This is a genomic window from Mesorhizobium sp. Cs1299R1N3 (genome assembly GCF_037179625.1).
GTDB lineage: Bacteria > Pseudomonadota > Alphaproteobacteria > Rhizobiales > Rhizobiaceae > Mesorhizobium > Mesorhizobium salmacidum.
This window is the reverse complement of the sequence record NZ_JAPYKQ010000001.1, coordinates 825945-843056: the sequence shown is the minus strand read 5'-3', so window position 1 is coordinate 843056 and position 17112 is coordinate 825945. Positions and strand designations below refer to the sequence as shown.

17 protein-coding genes are annotated in these 17112 nt (G+C 62.5%); 7 read left to right on the top strand and 10 right to left on the bottom strand.

The genetic code is table 11. The features are described 5' to 3' along the window. Positions 1–157: 157 nt before the first annotated feature. The 6 genes from O7B34_RS03900 to O7B34_RS03875 form a co-directional block, all read right to left on the bottom strand. On the bottom strand, positions 158–559 hold the full coding sequence (locus O7B34_RS03900; RefSeq protein WP_337144943.1) for a hypothetical protein: 402 nt from the start codon (positions 557–559) through the stop codon (positions 158–160). A 502-nt stretch (positions 560–1061) separates the two neighbouring features. Beyond that, positions 1062–1289, bottom strand: a complete 228-nt coding sequence (locus O7B34_RS03895; protein ID WP_027142838.1) for a hypothetical protein — start codon at positions 1287–1289, stop codon at positions 1062–1064. 7 nt (positions 1290–1296) lie between these two features. Next, positions 1297–1605 (bottom strand): hypothetical protein, encoded by a 309-nt coding sequence (locus O7B34_RS03890; protein WP_337144942.1) that lies wholly within the window; start codon positions 1603–1605, stop codon positions 1297–1299. Between the two features lie 22 nt (positions 1606–1627). Next, on the bottom strand, positions 1628–2329 hold the full coding sequence (locus O7B34_RS03885) for a Crp/Fnr family transcriptional regulator (protein ID WP_337141973.1): 702 nt from the start codon (positions 2327–2329) through the stop codon (positions 1628–1630). A 230-nt stretch (positions 2330–2559) separates the two neighbouring features. Beyond that, entirely contained in the window at positions 2560–3708 is a 1149-nt protein-coding gene (gene dgoD, locus O7B34_RS03880) for a galactonate dehydratase (protein WP_337144941.1), read from the bottom strand. A gap of 8 nt (positions 3709–3716) precedes the next feature. Continuing rightward, entirely contained in the window at positions 3717–4406 is a 690-nt protein-coding gene (locus tag O7B34_RS03875; protein ID WP_337142276.1) for a FadR/GntR family transcriptional regulator, read from the bottom strand. A 258-nt stretch (positions 4407–4664) separates the two neighbouring features. Here O7B34_RS03875 and O7B34_RS03870 point away from each other — a divergent pair, with 258 nt between their 5' ends. From O7B34_RS03870 to O7B34_RS03855, 4 genes are all read left to right on the top strand, one after another. After that, positions 4665–5654 (top strand): arabinose ABC transporter substrate-binding protein, encoded by a 990-nt coding sequence (locus O7B34_RS03870; RefSeq protein WP_337144940.1) that lies wholly within the window; start codon positions 4665–4667, stop codon positions 5652–5654. A gap of 71 nt (positions 5655–5725) precedes the next feature. Next, the gene (gene araG / locus O7B34_RS03865; protein ID WP_337144939.1) at positions 5726–7237 is read left to right on the top strand and encodes an L-arabinose ABC transporter ATP-binding protein AraG; all 1512 of its coding nucleotides are present in this window, start codon (positions 5726–5728) and stop codon (positions 7235–7237) included. 10 nt (positions 7238–7247) lie between these two features. Then, on the top strand, positions 7248–8198 hold the full coding sequence (araH, locus tag O7B34_RS03860) for an L-arabinose ABC transporter permease AraH (protein ID WP_337144938.1): 951 nt from the start codon (positions 7248–7250) through the stop codon (positions 8196–8198). Between the two features lie 24 nt (positions 8199–8222). Further along, positions 8223–9002, top strand: a complete 780-nt coding sequence (locus O7B34_RS03855; protein WP_337144937.1) for an SDR family oxidoreductase — start codon at positions 8223–8225, stop codon at positions 9000–9002. A gap of 217 nt (positions 9003–9219) precedes the next feature. Here O7B34_RS03855 and O7B34_RS03850 read toward each other — a convergent pair whose 3' ends face one another. Further along, positions 9220–9894, bottom strand: a complete 675-nt coding sequence (locus tag O7B34_RS03850) for a GntR family transcriptional regulator (protein ID WP_337141968.1) — start codon at positions 9892–9894, stop codon at positions 9220–9222. Positions 9895–10162: 268 nt separating this feature from the next. Between O7B34_RS03850 and O7B34_RS03845 the strand changes: the two genes are divergently transcribed. Then, a complete protein-coding gene (locus O7B34_RS03845) occupies positions 10163–10648 on the top strand; it encodes a hypothetical protein (protein ID WP_337144936.1) in 486 nt (161 codons plus the stop codon). Between the two features lie 73 nt (positions 10649–10721). On the opposite strand, the gene O7B34_RS03840 is transcribed toward O7B34_RS03845, so the two are convergent. After that, the gene (locus tag O7B34_RS03840) at positions 10722–11381 is read right to left on the bottom strand and encodes a TetR/AcrR family transcriptional regulator (protein WP_337144935.1); all 660 of its coding nucleotides are present in this window, start codon (positions 11379–11381) and stop codon (positions 10722–10724) included. Positions 11382–11656: 275 nt separating this feature from the next. On the opposite strand from O7B34_RS03840, the gene O7B34_RS03835 reads away from it, so the two are divergent. Next, positions 11657–13096: an aldehyde dehydrogenase family protein gene (locus O7B34_RS03835; protein WP_337144934.1), complete on the top strand. Its 1440-nt coding sequence runs from the start codon at positions 11657–11659 to the stop codon at positions 13094–13096. Between the two features lie 64 nt (positions 13097–13160). Beyond that, a complete protein-coding gene (locus tag O7B34_RS03830; RefSeq protein ID WP_337144933.1) occupies positions 13161–13736 on the top strand; it encodes a DUF1349 domain-containing protein in 576 nt (191 codons plus the stop codon). Between the two features lie 345 nt (positions 13737–14081). Here the strand turns inward: O7B34_RS03830 and O7B34_RS03825 are convergent, their stop codons facing one another. Further along, positions 14082–15611, bottom strand: coding sequence for a mercuric reductase (locus O7B34_RS03825; RefSeq protein ID WP_337144932.1), 1530 nt, complete (start codon positions 15609–15611; stop codon positions 14082–14084). Beyond that, positions 15601–16941 (bottom strand): glucoamylase family protein, encoded by a 1341-nt coding sequence (locus O7B34_RS03820; RefSeq protein ID WP_337144931.1) that lies wholly within the window; start codon positions 16939–16941, stop codon positions 15601–15603. The genes O7B34_RS03825 and O7B34_RS03820 overlap by 11 nt, the downstream gene beginning before the upstream one ends. Between the last annotated feature and the right edge of the window lie 171 nt (positions 16942–17112).

The following is a 17112-nucleotide window of genomic DNA, read 5'->3' as shown; positions in this document are numbered from 1 at the left end:
AAATTGGGTGGGAAATTTTGATGGCAAATAATTCCATCAGCGCACATTCCACTGGCTCTGGTACAGACTTCTGGTGCATTTTGAGGAGCTTCCAGGTCTGCTCGCAAAAATGAGATCTTTAGGTCGAATATAGATGCTCCGCCGTCGGGCGAAGGAGCTATCTGTAGCCGTTGCCACGATATACGTTCCCTATCGAGGTCATCGCCATGGTCCACATTTTAAAGACCGAACCGACTGCCCACTCGTCATCATCGAAGGAATTAACATAGGCGGTATAGACGGCTTTCTGATTGCCGAAGAGGGATCGTCCTGCGTCGTTTTTGGTGAATAGGAAGCTCGCATTCAACTGATGGCGCGAGGTAAAGACCACTATCCCCTTGCTAGCGAGCTCGAGGAATTCCTGACCGTTTGCCGCGATGCCTGATGCTCCCATTACCAGGTCACGACCCTTCTCCCTTCCTGCCTTCAACACCGATGTGGCCACGGTGAGGTCATTTTCAGTGAAACTTATTCGGGTAGACGTACGGATGATGTCGTCGAGACTTACAAATCCTTGCATAGGGGTTCCTGAGTTGGGCTCTGACAAGCTTCAGAACGGTCGGTTCGAATGATTGAGCGAACGGCAGCCCGCGCCCAAAGCCGAATGCCGCGCCAGCATACACCCCGACCGCATATCTGAAGAACATATCGGAGGTCACTATGCCAATGGCGAAGATGACTAGCGGCCAAGCTTCCCTGTGCCCGCATCCTTCCGGGAACATTGGTGAATTTTGGAACAAAACCAAATGTCACTCTGGATCATGATGCAGTTCGGTGTTACAAAAATGCGCGTATCGGAAGAGTTAAGTCATTGATGTTGCTTATGTTATGGGGGGGTTGGTTATTTCCCGATTGGCTCCACCAAACAGTCTCCGGGGTGTTTAAGACAACTCTTTGATTTCAAGGCATTACTTTGAAATGTACTGATCCGGCGTGACGTCTCCAGCTTCGCGGTGACGTCTGACTTGGGTTGCGCATCCGGATGCGCATTCAACAAATCAGGGACGACCGAGCTCGAACAGTCACGGAACGTCGGCGTCGAATTCGATGGCAAATCCCGCATCGATTGCGCTTCGCGCTATGTGGTCGCCAAGTTCCCAATCCGTGAGCTCGCAAAGCGGAAACATCTTTCTCACGGCGCGGATAACCCCGGATAGCGAAACGCTGGGGCTGTCGACATTGTCGATCAGGTAGCGGACAATGGCCTGGCGAACGTCCGTGGAAGCAGTCCTCTGCGCCAGCGCGGACATCTCCGGCCTACGAATGGAGACGCGGTGCCGAGCCGTCCGGCTCGGCTGCGTCGAAAGCGACGGGCACCATGTGAGCGATGCAGGCCGCCGCCAGCATTTCCTCCAATTCGTGATCGGTGGCCTTGCATGCCGGCATAAGAGTTCGGATGGCGCGGATTGCTTGTGCAATGGAGAGAAAGCGGGCCTTGCCCCTGGAAAGGACATAGGCTTCGGCCGCTCCTTCCACCGTGATGGTGTGAAACGTGTTGGTCATCAAGAATGCCTCCCTGAAATCCACGCCAAATACGACTTTCGACCAACATGCGGCGGTCTTCAAGCCTATGTCCGATTCCGGACATTCAGCCGGAGGCGATACCGAAATGACGCTGCTCCTCCTCGCCATATGCGCCGTGCGTGAGTTTTATCATTCCCGTGCGGTCGACAATCGTGATCTCGCCGCGCTTGGCGTGTACCAGCCCTCGATATTCAAGCATCTGGAGAGCCGTGGTAACGCCGGGGCGTCGGGAACCAAGCATGGTCGCCAGAAATTCATGCGTCAGATAGATGATGTCTCCTTCGGCGCGGTCGTTGACCATGAGCAACCAGCGGGCCAGCCGTTCCTCGATTTTCGAATGGCCATTGACCAGCGCCGTTCGCGACGACTGGATAAGGAATTCGTGGGCGTAGCGAAGCAGTGACGGGCGAAGGGTCTGGCTCCCGGCAATCGCAATGCGAAGCGGTTCAACCGGCAGGGACCAGCCTTTGCTGGCGACCTGGATATAGGTTTCATTGGGAGACCTGTCCTGGCCGAGGACGACCGCAATGCCCGTCATGCCGTCATAGCCGATCAGGCCGACTTCGCTTTGCCGCCCTCCGGTCATGGCGGCGACCACCGATGCGATACCGGTCTCGGGGAAATACACCTGCTCGATCGGCTGATATGCGATCTCCAGCCGGGCTTTGATGGCCAGTTCGACGTGATGCATCGATGGCCGTAAAAGCGCGAAATCCTCAGGCGTGAGGGTTTTCAAAACATGGTTGCGAAAAGTGGATTGAGGCATGGCTCTTCTCCCTGACGGGCAAGAGCGCGTACCTCTCACGTCGGCTGCACCCGGATAAATGGCGGCCGATGGTTGAGTTTACGCTCCACAGGCGGGCTTGGCAAACAATTGCGCCCGCGTCGGGCGGGGCCAGCCCAAGACCATTCTTCCTGCGACGGAACGCCATTCCTTTTCGACGGAACGCCATTCCTTTTCGACGGAACGAAGGAGCGGCTTTGGGCGCCGTCCCGTCACCACTCGGCGAAGGAGCCGTCCTTGTGGCGCCAGATCGGGTTGCGCCAGTGGTGGCCTTCCTTGGCTCGCTCCTTGACATAGTCCTCGTCGATCTCGACGCCCAGCCCCGGGCCGTCGGGAATGGCGACATAGCCATCCTCGTAGCGGAAGACATCCTTGTTGGCGGCGTAGTCGAGCAGGTCGTTGCCGGCGTTGTAGTGGATGCCGAGGCTCTGCTCCTGGATGAAGCAGTTGTAGCTGACCGCGTCGAGCTGCAGGCAGGCGGCGAGTGCGATGGGTCCGAGCGGGCAATGCGGCGCCACCGCCACGTCATAGGCCTCCGCCATCGCCGCGATCTTGCGGCACTCGGTGATGCCGCCGGCATGCGACAGGTCTGGCTGAATGATGTCGACGATGCCTTCCTCGAACACCGACTTGAAGTCCCAGCGGCTGTAGAGCCGCTCGCCCAGCGCGATCGGCGTCGAGCCGAGGGCGGCGATCTCCTTCAGCGCCTCGCGGTTTTCGCTGAGCACCGGCTCCTCGATGAACATAAGCCTGTAGGGCTCCAATTCCTTGACCAGGATGCGCGCCATCGGCCGGTGCACGCGGCCGTGGAAATCGACGGCGATGCCGATATTGGGCCCGACTGCCTCGCGCACCGTCGCGACGCGCTCGACGGCGGCATCTATTCTGTCGTGGCTGTCGACGATCTGCAGTTCCTCGGTGCCGTTCATCTTGAGTGCCAGGAAGCCGCGCGCCACCATTTCCTTCGCGCCCGCCGCCACCTCCGCCGGCCGGTCGCCGCCGATCCAGGAATAGACCTTGATGGTGTCGCGCAGCCTGCCGCCGAGCAGTTCATGCACGGGCACGCCAAGCGCCTTGCCCTTGATGTCCCACAGCGCCTGGTCGATGCCGGCAATAGCACTCATCAGGATCGGCCCACCGCGGTAGAAGCCGCCGCGATGCATCACCGTCCAATGATCCTCGATCAGGCGCGGATCCTTGCCGATGAGATAATCGCCAAGCTCCTTGACCGCCGCTTCGACGGTCAATGCCCGGCCTTCGACCACCGGCTCGCCCCAGCCGGTGACGCCGGCATCGGTCTCGATCTTCAGGAACAGCCAGCGTGGCGGAACGATGTAGGTGGTGAGCGAGATGATTTTCATGCGCGGTCTCAGTTGTTCTTGAGTTTCTTGGCGCTGACGAGGTCGCGCGCCGCAAGGTCGAGGATAAGGTTGGCCGCACTCCGCGCCGCCTCGGCATCGCGCATGCGCAGCGCCTCCACCACCTCGCGGTGCGCGGCGACCGCTTCCATGCGCCGTTCGAGCGAGATCGTCGCCGAGGCTTCCAGCGAGAATTTCAGGCCGGTGTCGATCAGATTGCCGATCTGGCGGAAGATCGGGTTGTGGCTGGCGGCATAGACGATCTGGTGGAAAACTATGTCGCTGCGCGAGAAGGCGGCGAGGTCTTCGCCGGCTCCGGCCATGCCGCGCCATGCGGCTTCCAGATCGGCGATCTCCTGCAGTGTCGCGCGCGTGGCGGCAAGCTCGGCGACCAGCGGCTCGATGGCCCGGCGCGTTTCCAGAATGGCATCGAACAGCTTATCGTCCAGTGCATGCGGCGCATGCCAGGCCAGCACCTGGGGGTCGATGATGTTCCAGTCATCCTCGTTGCAGACGATTGTGCCGACGCGCGGCCGCGACAGCACCAGGCCCTTGGCGGCGAGAACCTTCAAGGCTTCGCGGATGACGGTGCGGCTGACGCCATACTCGACGCCGAGTTCGTTTTCGGTGGGCAGCGAAGAGCCGGCCGGATAGCGTCCGGAAAAGATGTCGGAGGCAATGGCCTTCGTCACATCGGGCATGACGCGCGGGCGGCGCGGGGCCGTATCGGCTGAAGCCTTCTTAGACGTTTCAGTCACCTCAGCCCTCCTCCAAGGCGGCGAACCCACTGACTTCGCACAACCGGCCCGGCCTTACCGGATGCGGATGATTTGCGCCAGCGATCCTTGGTCGGAGCATGTAGCTTAATTATCATACCAGATCAATTGACGAGTATGATAAAACCGAATACAGACTCCGGCACCCGGGCCGAGCGCCCGGCCTATCGCTGGGAGGTAATCATGCGACTTTTGAAGACCGCGCTCGTCGCGGGCGCGCTTGCCGTGCTGTCCGTCACGACCATCGCTGCATACGCTCAGGACACCAAGATCGGCTTCATCGTCAAACAGCCCGAGGAGCCGTGGTTCCAGGACGAATGGAAGTTCGCCGACCAGGCCGCCAAGGAGAAGGGTTTTACCCTCGTCAAGATCGGCGCCGAGGACGGTGAGAAGCTGATGTCGGCGATCGACAATCTCGGCGCGCAGGGCGCCCAGGGCTTCATCGTCTGCACACCCGACGTGAAGCTCGGCCCAGGCATCGTCGCCAAGGCGGCCGCCAACAATCTCAAGCTGATGACCGTCGACGACCGTCTGGTCGGTGCTGACGGCAAGGCGCTGGAAGACGTGCCGCATATGGGCATCTCGGCCACCAAGATCGGTGAGGCGGTCGGCCAGGCGATCGTCGACGAAATGAAGGCACGCGGCTGGAAGGCCGACGAAGTCGGCGCGATCCGCGTTTCCTATGACCAGTTGCCGACCGCCGTCGATCGCGTCGAAGGCGCCATCTCGGTGCTGAAGGCGAACGGCTTCAAGGCCGAGAACATCTTTGACGCCCCGCAGGCCAAGACCGACACCGAAGCCGCGCTCAATGCGGCGACGGTGGTGCTCAACGCCCATGCCGACATCAAGAAGTGGGTCTCTTTCGGCCTCAACGACGAAGCGGTGCTCGGCGCCGTGCGTGCTTCCGAAAGCGTCGGCATCCCTGCTGACGGCATGATCGGCGTCGGCATCGGCGGCGCGGATTCGGCGATCAACGAATTCAAGAAGCCGACTGCCACCGGCTTTGTCGGCACGGTGATCATCTCGCCGAAGCGCCATGGCTACGAGACGGCGCTCAACATGTATGACTGGGTCGCCACCAACAAGGAACCGGAGAAGCTGATCCTGACCTCCGGCGCGCTCGCCAAGCGCGACGACTACCAGAAGGTCCGTCAAGGCCTCGGCATCGAATAATCCTCCATGTACAAACAGGCGGCGGCTCATGCCGCCGCCTGTTTGCCGTGGCATAAGAAGGATCGACGCCCGTGTCCTTTCTCGAATTTTCGCACATCACCAAGACCTATCCAGGCGTCAGGGCGCTGTCGGACGTCTCGTTCGGCATCGACAGGGGCGCCGTGCATGGGCTGATGGGCGAAAACGGCGCCGGCAAATCGACCCTGATCAAGATCCTGTCCGGCGACCAGCATGCCGATGTTGGCGAGATAGGCATCGACGGCAAGGTCCAGGCCTATGCCTCGACAAGGGATGCCTTCGACAATGGCGTCATCGTTATCCACCAGGAACTGCAGCTCGTCCCGGAACTCACCGTCGCCGAGAACCTCAGCCTCGGCCGCTTTCCCGCCAGTGCCGGCGTCATCGCGTGCGGCAAGATGCTGGAAGACGTCGGCGCCAAGCTGAAATCGGCCGGCATCGACATCGATATCAGCCGCAAGGTCAAGACGCTGTCGATCGGCGAACGCCAGATGGTCGAGATCGCCAAGGCGATCATGCTCGATGCGCGTGTCATCGCACTGGACGAGCCGACATCTTCGCTGTCCTCGCGCGAAAGCGAAATCCTGTTTGCCCTGATCGACCGCCTGCGCGGCGAGGGCAAGGTCATCATCTATGTCTCGCATCGGCTCGACGAGGTGTTCCGCCTCTGCGACAGCCTGACCGTGCTGCGCGACGGCAAGCTCGCGGCGCACCACGCATCACTGAAAGGCGTCACCCGCGACCAGGTCGTCGCCGAAATGGTCGGTCGCGAAATCTCCGACATCTGGGGTTTTCGGCCACGCAAGGCCGGCGGCATCAGGCTGAAAGTCGAAGCTATCTCCGGGGCAAAACTGAAGACGCCGGCCAGCTTCGAGGCCCGCGCTGGCGAAATCGTTGGCTTCTTCGGCCTCATCGGCGCCGGGCGCTCGGAACTGATGCGGCTGGTCTTCGGCGCCGACCCGCGGTCGGGCGGCACCATGACGGTGGATGGCAAGACGATCCATGCCAGCGACCCGCATGGCGCGATCCGCGCCGGCATCGTCTTGTGTTCGGAAGACCGCAAGCATGACGGCATCATCCAGGGCCGCTCGATCGAGGAGAACATCAACATCTCGTCGCGGCGCCATCACGCGCGCTTCGGCATCTTGAACCGCGCCAGTGAGATCGCCACGGCCGAGACCTTCATCAAGAAGCTCAAGGTGCGCACCCCCTCGCGCAAGCAGGACATCATCAATCTTTCTGGAGGCAACCAGCAGAAGGTCATCCTTGGCCGCTGGCTGTCGGAGCAGGGTGTACGGGTCCTCATCGTCGACGAGCCGACACGCGGCATCGATGTCGGCGCCAAATCCGAGATCTATGAACTGCTCTACCAGCTTGCCGAGGACGGCATGGCGATCGTCGTCGTCTCGTCCGAGCTGCCGGAGGTGATGGGCATCTGCGACCGCATCCTGGTGATGTGCGGCGGGCGCATCAGCGCCGAACTTTCCCGCGACCAGTTCGCCGAAAGGGCGATCCTGGCCGCCGCTCTTCCCGACAAGAAAACTCCCGACGCGATCGCATCCTGAGGACTTTGGCATGACCCAACCGTTGAAGAAGATCCTGCTCGGCGAACAGGGGCTCGTCGTCATCTTCGTCGTTGCCTTCGCGCTGGTCTCACTGCTGGTTCCCAATTTCCTCACCGACCGCAACATGCTTGGCCTGCTGCAGTCGGTGGTCACGGTCGGCATTGTCGCCTGCACCATGATGTTCTGTCTCGCGGCGCGCGATTTCGACCTGTCGGTTGGCTCGATCGTCGCCTTTGCCGGCATGGTCGCGGTGATGGCGTCGAACTACACCGGCTCGATCCTGCTTGGCCTCTTGGCGGCGATCGCCTGCGGCGCCTTTGTCGGCTTCATCAACGGTGTCGTCATCGCCAAATTCCGCATCAACGCGCTGATCACGACGTTGGCGACCATGCAGATCGTGCGCGGCCTGGCCCTGATCGCATCCGACGGGCGCGCCGTCGGCATCAACAGCCCCGATTTCTATCAGCTCGCGCTGTCGAAATTCTTGGGCATACCGACACCCGTCTGGGTGCTGGCCGTCCTGTTCGGCATTTTTGGCTTCGTGCTCAACCGCACCGTCTTCGGCAAGAACACGCTGGCCATTGGCGGCAATCCCGAAGCCTCACGGCTTGCCGGCGTCAATGTCGACAGGACACGCATCTGGATCTTTGCCCTGCAAGGCGTCGTCTGCGGCATCGCCGGCATCCTGCTGGCCTCGCGCATCACCTCGGGCCAGCCCAATGCGGCGGTCGGGCTCGAGCTGTCGGTCATCTCGGCCTGCGTGCTCGGCGGCGTCTCGCTTGCCGGCGGCCGCGCGACGATGTCGGGCGTCATCGTCGGCGTGCTGATCATGGGCATCGCCGAGAATGCCATGAACCTGCTCAACATCCCGGCCTTCTACCAGTACATCGTGCGCGGTGTGATCCTGCTGCTCGCCGTGCTGCTCGACAATCTGCGCTCGTCGGCTTTGGGCCGGCGTTGATCATCTTCGACTGGAGGGACACCCATGGCTGAGCGCCTGTCCGGCAAACGCATCTTCCTGACGGGTGCCGCGCAAGGCATCGGCCTCGCCATCGCCGAGGCTTGTCTTGCCGAGGGTGCGAAATTGTTCCTCGTCGACCAGGACGGCACGTTGCTGGGCAAGACCGTCGCTGGCCTAGCGGCACCCAAGGGGCATCTTGGGCATGCGACGGCCGACATCAGCGACGGCGCGGCGATAAAAGCAGCCGTTCATCGGGCGAACGCCGAGATCGGCCCGATCAACGCGCTGATCAACAATGCCGGCATGAACGTCTTTTCGACGCCGCTCGAGGCCACCGAAGAGGAGTGGAACCGCAATTTCGATGTCAACGTCAAGGGCGCCTGGAACTGCAGCAAGGCGGTGCTGCCGGGCATGCTCGCAAATGGCGGCGGCGCGATCCTCAACATCGCCTCGACCCACAGCTTCACCATCATCCCGCACACATTCCCCTATCCCGTCGCCAAGCACGCCCTGCTTGGCCTGACCAAATCACTGGCACTTGAATATGCCGGGCAAGGCGTGCGCGTGAACGCGCTCGCGCCCGGCTATGTCGCGACGCAGAAGGCCATCGATTACTGGAACAGCCTTCCCGATCCGGCGGCAGCGCGCGCCAACACCATGGCGTTGCATCCCGGCGGTCGGATCGCCTCGGTGCGCGAGATCGCGCTGGCCGCCGTGTTCATGATTTCCGACGAGTGCCCGTTCATGAACGCGGCGACCCTCGTCGTCGATGGCGGGCTGAGCCAGCTTCAGCATCCCGCCTGAAATCCCGGGCGCGCGCCATCAATCTGCCGGCCGGCCGTTGATGGGTGCGCCGAAGCCTGCGCCGCGCTTTAGTAGGTTGTCCGACCGCCCGACAGATCGAAGGTCGAGGCCGTGGCGAAGCTGTTTCCCTGGAGAAGAGCCAGCTGATCGCCTCGGCCTTCAGGCCTATACAAAGCCTCATTCTCTTCACGTGCTGATCGTGTCCGGTCGCGGGTTTTCAGCCGAGAAGGTCGGCGGCGACCTCGAGCGTGTTGCGGAACGACGTCTCGAGGTGGTTTTCCATCGCCTGTGCCGCGCCCTCGGCATCGTGTCGCTTCAGGGCGTCGAGAATGGCTTCGTGCTGCTCGATCGTCTGTTCGCCATAGCCGGGCTTTGGTATGGCGAGGTAACGGCCGCGGTCCATCTGCGCCTTCGAGATGTCGACCGCCCGCCAGATCATCGGCAGGCCACAGATTTCGGCAATAGTGCGATGGAAGACATCGTCGAGCTGGATCGCGGTCGCGTATCTGCCGCGCGATATGGCAAGCTTGTGCGCCGCCATATTGTCCTCCAGCAGTTCGGCGGACGCCGGCGTGAGCTTGACGGCCGCGCGCCTAGCGCTCTCCATCTCCAGGGCTCGGCGGATGACATAGGCTTCCTCGAGATCGGCGCGGCTGATCGGCGCGACATAGGTGCCGGTCTGCGCCAGGATCTTGACCAGGCCTTCGTCGCTGATGCGCTTGACCGCTTCCCGCACCGGCGTGCGCGAAACGCCGAGCGCCTCCGCGATGGCCACCTCGTTGATCACTTCCCCCGGCTTCATCTGTCCGACAACGATCAGGTTGCGGATCTTCTGGTAGATCTGATCGCGGAGCGGCAGCGCCCGATTGAGGGTCGAAGGGTCCAGGTCCATGGCAAATCCATAGCTTCGTTCACCGGGAATGGTCAGATTATATTAGAATGTAAATCGGAATGCAGCCAATGAGAGGTTGGTCTCTGTCGACAAGCGCGCTCGATCTTTTCGGGCGCCTGGAGCTGATTTATCACCGGCGGCCGGGACGAGCGGCACCGTCGAGCTAAGTGGCTTCGCCCCTGTCGGTTATCCCGGGTGAAAGCTTACCCGCAATTTACGACCATCGGTTACATCAGTTCCTGTCTGATTCGCCCGGGACAGGAACATCATGAGCAAAGCCCTCACATCCTTCGCACTGGTCGCGGTGCTGACCGCCTTGCTCATGGCGCTGAGCCTGGCGGTGGCAAGGCACGGTTATCCCTATGGCGCGATCGGTGTGAGACGGCTAGACGGCATCGCCGATGCCGGCACGTTCATTCCACTTGCAGCGGTCTATTTCTTCAGCGCCCTGCTGATGATGATCCTGCCGATCAGGGCAGCCAGCATTGTCCTGACCAACGCCGCGGACGCGGTCTTCTGGACCGTCATCGTGCTGTTCGCGGCCATCCTTGGCTGCCTCGTCGCCAGGTGGGCGTTCGGTCAGCGGGATGTCTTGTGGGCGGTGTTGAACTGGCGCTTCCTGTTTGCGGCCGCGATCATCGGCTGCCATTTCGTCATGAACGAGTTGCGCCGCAATGTGCTGCTGCGCAGCCTGTTCTTCGTGGTCTTTGCCGCCGCGACGCTGGCCTGCCTGTTCTGGTCGTTTACGCTTTGAGCATGATCAGCGCTGGCTAATTTTCGGCGGCGATGTTGCCGACATGGATGCGCAGCTTGCTTCCAGGGGATGGCTACCGGGTGCGGGGGACGGTCTTCTCGACGTAGCGCGAGAAATCCTCGATATCCTGGGGCGAGGGCTCCCGGCCGGTGAAGCTGCGCAGATAGGCGGCAACATGCGACAGGCGGCTGCTCATCGGCTCGTTGAGTTCCAGCGAATAGTAGCCGATCTGCATGAAATAGAGCACGCGAGCACGCACGAACGCGTCCTCTTCTTCATAGCCATGACGCATGAACATGTCGCGTATGGCATTGACGCGTTCTTCGTCGGCCTCATCGAGCGCACGCCGGATGGTCGGGGAGCGGCGCGCCCAGGCCCGGATCGCGAAATCCAGCCGGGGGTCGAACAGCTTTTCGTCCACCCAGCATTCGAAAATGCTCATCACCCCGCGAATGACAGTCGCGGAAGGGCGTTGGGCGCGCTCGACGATGAATCGGGTATTGGTCTGTCGCCAGTGGTCCAGCAAATGGTCGAGCAGGTCCTGGCGGCTCTTGAAATACCAATAGAAGCTCGAGCGCGAGACGTCGAGCTGCTGGCCTAGCGTCAGCACACGGACGCGTTCGACGCCATCCGAGATCAGGGTTTCAAGCGCGAGCTTCAGCCAGTCGTCGCGAGTGGCCTTGATGTTGCCGGTGGCGCCGGCACGCTGGATCGTCGTCTCGGGTGCTGCCATCAGCACGACGCTTGACACGCCGCATCGGGCAAATCAAGGTCGTGGACATATCTGTACAGGGCAATTCAACCTTGACCCGGAGCGCTATCCACCGATGTTAACCGGATTGGTGTCGACGCGGCACTGTCGCCGCTGCACCGAAGGCATGAGCGCGGGCCCGGGGACTTTTGTCGCGGCCTTCGAGCCCAGTGCGTGCTTTCCCGCAGCGCAATTGTCTGGCAAATACCACTTCAGACGGATGCGGCCGCGCGGCCAGCAAGCAGGAAGGCAAGGACATGACAGCGTTTCGAAAGAACCTCATCGATGGCGAATGGGTCGGCGATGCCGGGTCCCGCAACATCAATCCTTCGGATACCGGCGACGTCGTCGGCGAATATGCCTCGGCGGGCGTCGAACAAGCGGGCCAGGCGATAGCGGCAGCCAAGGCGGCGTTTCCGGCATGGTCGCGCTCCGGTCCGCTGGCCCGTCATGCGGTGCTGAAAAAGGCGGCCGACGAGATCATGGCGCGCAAGGACGAACTCGGCCGCAATCTTGCGCGCGAGGAAGGCAAGACGCTGGCCGAGGGCATTGGCGAGACCATTCGCGCCGCCCAGATATTCGATTTCTTTGCCGGCGAAACATTGCGCCTGTCGGGAGAGGTGGTGCCAAGCGTGCGGCCGGGCGTCGGCGTCGAGATCACGCGCGAAGCGGTCGGCGTGGTCGGCATCATCACGCCATGGAATTTCCCCATCGCCATCCCCGCCTGGAAGATCGCTCCGGCGCTGGCTCACGGCAACACCATCGTCTTCAAGCCGGCCGAACTCGTTCCCGAGAGCGCTTGGTCCATCGTCGACATCCTGCATCGCGCCGGGCTGCCCAAGGGCGTGCTGAACCTCGTCATGGGCAAGGGCTCGGTGGTCGGCCAGGCAATGCTCGACAGCCCCGACGTCAACGCCATCTCCTTCACCGGCTCGGTGGGAACCGGCAAGCGCGTTGCCGCGGCAAGTGTCGAGCACATGCGCAAGTTCCAGCTCGAAATGGGCGGCAAGAACCCGCTGGTCGTGCTCGACGATGCCGATCTCGCGGTCGCCGTCGATTGCGCTCTGAACGGCGCCTTCTTCTCGACCGGCCAGCGCTGCACGGCCTCGTCGCGTTTGATCGTCACCAACGGCATCCACGACCGTTTCGTCGACACGCTCAAGGAGCGCATGGAAAAGCTGGTGATCGGCGATGCGCTCGACGCGCAGACCCAGATCGGCCCGGTTGTCGACGCGACCCAGCTCAAGCAGGACGAGGACTATATCGCCATCGGTGTCCGGGAAGGCGCCACGCTCGCCTTCGGCGGCGAGCGGCTCGACCGCAAGACGCCGGGTTTCTATCTTAAGCCGGCGCTGCTGACCGAGGCCACCAATGCCATGCGCAGTTCGCGCGAGGAGATTTTCGGCCCCGTCGCCAGCGTCATTCGCGTCCAGGACTATGACGAGGCACTTGCCGTCGCCAACGACACGCCGTTCGGGCTGACCTCGGGCATCTGCACCACGAGCCTCAAGCACGCCACGCATTTCAAGCGCAACTCCGAAGCCGGCATGGTGATGGTCAACCTGCCGACGGCGGGTGTGGACTTCCACGTTCCCTTCGGCGGGCGCAAGGGCTCGAGCTTCGGCCCGCGCGAACAGGGCCGCTACGCCATGGAGTTCTACACCACGGTAAAGACCGCTTATACGTTCGCGGGATGAGTTGGTTCGCCGGCTGACCGGCCGGCGAACCGTCACCACACCAGAAACCGGACCGGTGCAAGCGATGACGTTGCAGGACCTGACCTGGCTCAACCCGCCGCCGCACCACGCCATCGAAGGTGATGGCGTGCGTGTGCGCACCGGCAAGGAGACCGATTTCTGGCGCGAGACCTTCTATGGTTTCTGGCGCGACAACGGCCACTTCCTGTCTCGGCGGGCCGAGGGCGACTTCACCGCCGAGGTCACCGTCAAGGGCGACTACAAGGTGCTTTACGACCAGGCCGGGCTGATGGTCCGGCTGAGCGAAACACACTGGATCAAGGCCGGCGTCGAATACACCGATGGCCTTGCCTATGTCTCGGTCGTTGTCACCAACGACACCTCGGACTGGTCGCTGGTGGCCATCGCCGCTGGCCCGGACGGCGTCAGGATCCGCCTGACCCGCCACGGCGAAGCGATCCGTGTCCAGTATCTCGACGCTTCCGACGGTCATTGGAAGCCGGTGCGGCTCGCCTATTTCCCGATCTCGAAGATGGCTGATGTCGGCATGATGTGCTGTTCGCCGCAGCGTGAAGGTTTCGAGGTCACGTTCTCCGGATTTTCGGTCGGCCCACCGATTGCGCGGGACCTGCACGACTGACGCCCGCAAACTATCTGGAGCCTCTGCGCGAGGCGCTTCGGCGGGCGGCCGCCCCACCACCGGACGTGTAGGATTTCCAGCTTGGGCAGGCCGACCGGCCGGATGTCGAGGTCGTTGGCAAGGAGGCGCCACGAATCGAGCAGCATCCGGTCGCTCCTTTCGGGATTTTCGACGAGCTCCACACCAGGCAATCCGGCAGCGTCCGCACGGTTGCCTCGGGGATCGTCGGATAGACGCTGTCGGTCGCGGCTTCGGCGGGCAGCACGTTGGGAATTCCATTGGGAGCGACATCGATCGGCACCTTGTGCCGAAAGACCGATCAGCTTGTCGCAGCGGTTTTTGGGGTTATCGCCTGGACCATGCCAGCCAACGCGCCGCCAGGCGCCTGCGCATGGAGGTGAACCGTGTCCGCCTGTAGGCGTCGCCCGCCATCTTGATGCCTTGCGTCTGTGTCGGGAAGGGATGGATGACATCGGCCAACGCATGCAATCCCATGCCCGATCGGATGGCGAGGGTCACCGTGTTGATCATCTCGCCGGCATGGCTGGCGACGACCGTCGCCCCCAGGATGCGGTCGGATCTCTCCCTGACATGGATCTTGACGAACCCTTCCTCCTCGCCGTCCATCACGGCGCGGGCGACATCGTGCATCAGCACGGTGTAGGTCTTGACCGGAATGCCGTTGCCGCGCGCCTCCAGGGGGTAGAGACCGACATGGGCGATCTCCGGATCGGTATAGGTGCACCAGGGAACGACGAGTTCACTGAGCCTTTCGCGGCCGCGAAACAAGGCATTGCGCACGACAATGCGCGCCGTTGCCTCGGCGGTGTGGGTGAACTTGTATTCGAGGCAGACGTCGCCCGCCGCGTAGATGTGCGGGTTGCTGGTTCGCAGATAATCATCCACCTTGATGCCGCTGGCGTCATACGCCACGCCAGCTTCTTCGAGGTCGAGACCCGCGATATTGGGTGAACGGCCGACACCGGTGATGATCTCGTCCACCGAAATCGTCGTCGTGTCGCCATCCCGCACCAGGTCGGCGAACTTGTTTGCCCCTTCCCTGCGCACCGCCACCACTTCGGTGTTCAGGCACACCTCCACCCCCTCGCGCGCCAGCGCATCCGAAAGGATCTGCGCGGCGTCGCGTTCCTCGCCGGGCAGGAACATCGGATCGCTCTGCGCCAGGATGACTTTCGCGCCGAGCAGGCAGAAGGCCTGCGCCGTCTCGCAGCCAAGCGGCCCGCCGCCGATGACGAGGAGCCGCGGCGGGCATTGCGTAAGGTCGAACATCGTCTCGTTGCTGAGATAACCGGCTTCGACCAGTCCCGGAATGGCAGGGAAGGCCGGATGCGCGCCTGTCGCAATCAGCGCCTTCTTGAAATGCAGCGTGCTGTCCGCGACCGTGACCGTATCGCGTCCGGCAAATCGCGCCTCGCCGAAATACAGATCGATTCCTTCCGAAACCAGGCTCGTGGCGGAATCGGCACGGCTGATCCGCTGCCGGATCTGCCGCATCCGTGTCATTGCCCGTTGAAAATCGACACGAAGATGGTCCGGCGGGTCGCCGCCAAAACTCTCGGCATCGCGCATGTCGGCATAAAGCCTGGCTGTACGGATGATCGACTTCGACGGAATGCTACCGACATTGACGCAGGCGCCGCCGATCAGCCCACGCTCGATTAGCGCGACCTTCGCTCCAAGGCTCGCCGCGTCACGCGCGGCGGTCAACCCTGCCGGCCCGGCGCCGATGACGACGAGATTGTAGGGGCCGTTCGGGATCGGGTTCTTCCAGTGCGGGGGATGCGCGCCCCTGATCAGTTCGACGTCGTTGCGGTCGACGGGGAAGGCGGCGGCTCTCGTCGGTTCACCTGACATCGCGCCCCCCGGTTGCCGGCCGCGACAGCCACCCGCCGGTGAAGCCGGCCTTGCCCAAGCCGCGACGGATATGGGGATTGGAGCGCATGAGCTCCCAGATCAGGCCGGAACGGTGGTTTTCGATCATCATCACCGCAATACCCTGGTCCAGTCCGAAATGGCCTTCCGACACCCAGCCGTTGCGGCCGAATTTTCGCCGGTTCGCCAATGTCGGGTTGAAACCGCTCGGCAGCCGGAAATTGTCGATCACGTCCGGGTAACGATCGACGAGGTGGCGTAGCGCCGCCAGGCAGATATCCGGCGCGAAAGGCAGCGACGCCGGATAGGACCATGGCGCGATCGTGCCGTCATCCGGACCGAAAGGCGCGCCGCGCGCCGCATAACCGGAAAACCGGTGGCGCCGTCGCTCCACGCTGGCGCGGAAGCCGCCTGGTCCGTCGCCTGCCGAAAGGCCCCACAGGTTCTCGCCATAGCCGTCAAAGCCGTAAGGATTGTGCCGGGCGTAATCGCGGTGAAGGTGTGTCGAGCGGCGGCTGTTTTCGAAATAGTCCGAATTCTTCTCGCGCATGAAAGCGTCGCGGATGCCGGCGAAATCGATCCAGGCATGTGAGAACTGGTGCATGAACAGCGGTCCGCCATAGAGCACGTCGTGGCCGTAGATGTTTTCCCATTGATAGGTCGCCGTCCAGGCCTCGTAGCTGCCGTCGGAACTCGGGCGGTCCGGTGAGGCCATGGACAGCACATAGAGGATCGTCGCCTCGTTGTAGCCTTCCCAGCCATAGTGCAGAAAGCCGCTCCTGGCCTTCCAGCCCTGGCGGAGCGTCGGGCTGCTGCCTTGCGCCCATCGCCAGTCGACGCGCCTGTAGAGCGCCTCGGCCAGTTGGCGGATTTCGGCCTCGTCGTCATTGTCCCCGGAAAAATAGGCGCCCGCCACCAGCATGCCGGCGATCAGCAAGGCGGTGTCCACCATCGACAGCTCGCAGCGCCAGACGCGCAAACCAGTCCTCATGTCGAGGAAGTGGTAGTAAAAACCCTTGTGGCCGGTGACGTCGTGGCCGCTGCCTTGCGTGCTGGTCTGGAAGAAGCGTAGCGCCGCAAGGGTCAGCCTGGCAGCCGCGTCGCGCGCTATCCAGCCACGCTCGACGCCGATCGGATAGCAGGACAGGGCGAAACCGACGACGGCGATGCTGCACGGTGAATTGGGCCGCGACGTGTCGGCGACCAGCCCGTTGCCGGGGTTCACATTCTCCAGGAAATAGCCGAAGGCGGCGCGTTGATAGCGGTCCAGAAGCTCGTCATCGGCCAGCGCGGCGGGATCTGCTCTAAGCAAACGATGCAAACTCCAACATGATGATCGCGGCTCCCGTCGATCGCACGCCACCGGCACGGTGGCCGGGGGGCGTCGCACCTGCCGGGCTCTCTCGTCGTGACATGGCATCTCCCTGTGATGGCACGTTCATTGAGACGTCAGCTACCATAAGCCTGTCCAGCTCCAATCGTT

Bases quoted from the DNA above. Each gene is read 5' to 3' on its own strand.
- O7B34_RS03900 (WP_337144943.1), bottom strand. From the start codon at position 559: ATGCAAGGATTTGTAAGTCTCGACGACATCATCCGTACGTCTACCCGA.
- O7B34_RS03895 (WP_027142838.1), bottom strand. From the start codon at position 1,289: ATGTCCGCGCTGGCGCAGAGGACTGCTTCCACGGACGTTCGCCAGGCC.
- O7B34_RS03885 (WP_337141973.1), bottom strand. From the start codon at position 2,329: ATGCCTCAATCCACTTTTCGCAACCATGTTTTGAAAACCCTCACGCCT.
- dgoD (WP_337144941.1), bottom strand. From the start codon at position 3,708: ATGAAAATCATCTCGCTCACCACCTACATCGTTCCGCCACGCTGGCTG.
- O7B34_RS03875 (WP_337142276.1), bottom strand. From the start codon at position 4,406: ATGCCCGATGTGACGAAGGCCATTGCCTCCGACATCTTTTCCGGACGC.
- O7B34_RS03870 (WP_337144940.1), top strand. From the start codon at position 4,665: ATGCGACTTTTGAAGACCGCGCTCGTCGCGGGCGCGCTTGCCGTGCTG.
- araH (WP_337144938.1), top strand. From the start codon at position 7,248: ATGACCCAACCGTTGAAGAAGATCCTGCTCGGCGAACAGGGGCTCGTC.
- O7B34_RS03855 (WP_337144937.1), top strand. From the start codon at position 8,223: ATGGCTGAGCGCCTGTCCGGCAAACGCATCTTCCTGACGGGTGCCGCG.
- O7B34_RS03850 (WP_337141968.1), bottom strand. From the start codon at position 9,894: ATGGACCTGGACCCTTCGACCCTCAATCGGGCGCTGCCGCTCCGCGAT.
- O7B34_RS03845 (WP_337144936.1), top strand. From the start codon at position 10,163: ATGAGCAAAGCCCTCACATCCTTCGCACTGGTCGCGGTGCTGACCGCC.
- O7B34_RS03840 (WP_337144935.1), bottom strand. From the start codon at position 11,381: ATGGCAGCACCCGAGACGACGATCCAGCGTGCCGGCGCCACCGGCAAC.
- O7B34_RS03835 (WP_337144934.1), top strand. From the start codon at position 11,657: ATGACAGCGTTTCGAAAGAACCTCATCGATGGCGAATGGGTCGGCGAT.
- O7B34_RS03830 (WP_337144933.1), top strand. From the start codon at position 13,161: ATGACGTTGCAGGACCTGACCTGGCTCAACCCGCCGCCGCACCACGCC.
- O7B34_RS03825 (WP_337144932.1), bottom strand. From the start codon at position 15,611: ATGTCAGGTGAACCGACGAGAGCCGCCGCCTTCCCCGTCGACCGCAAC.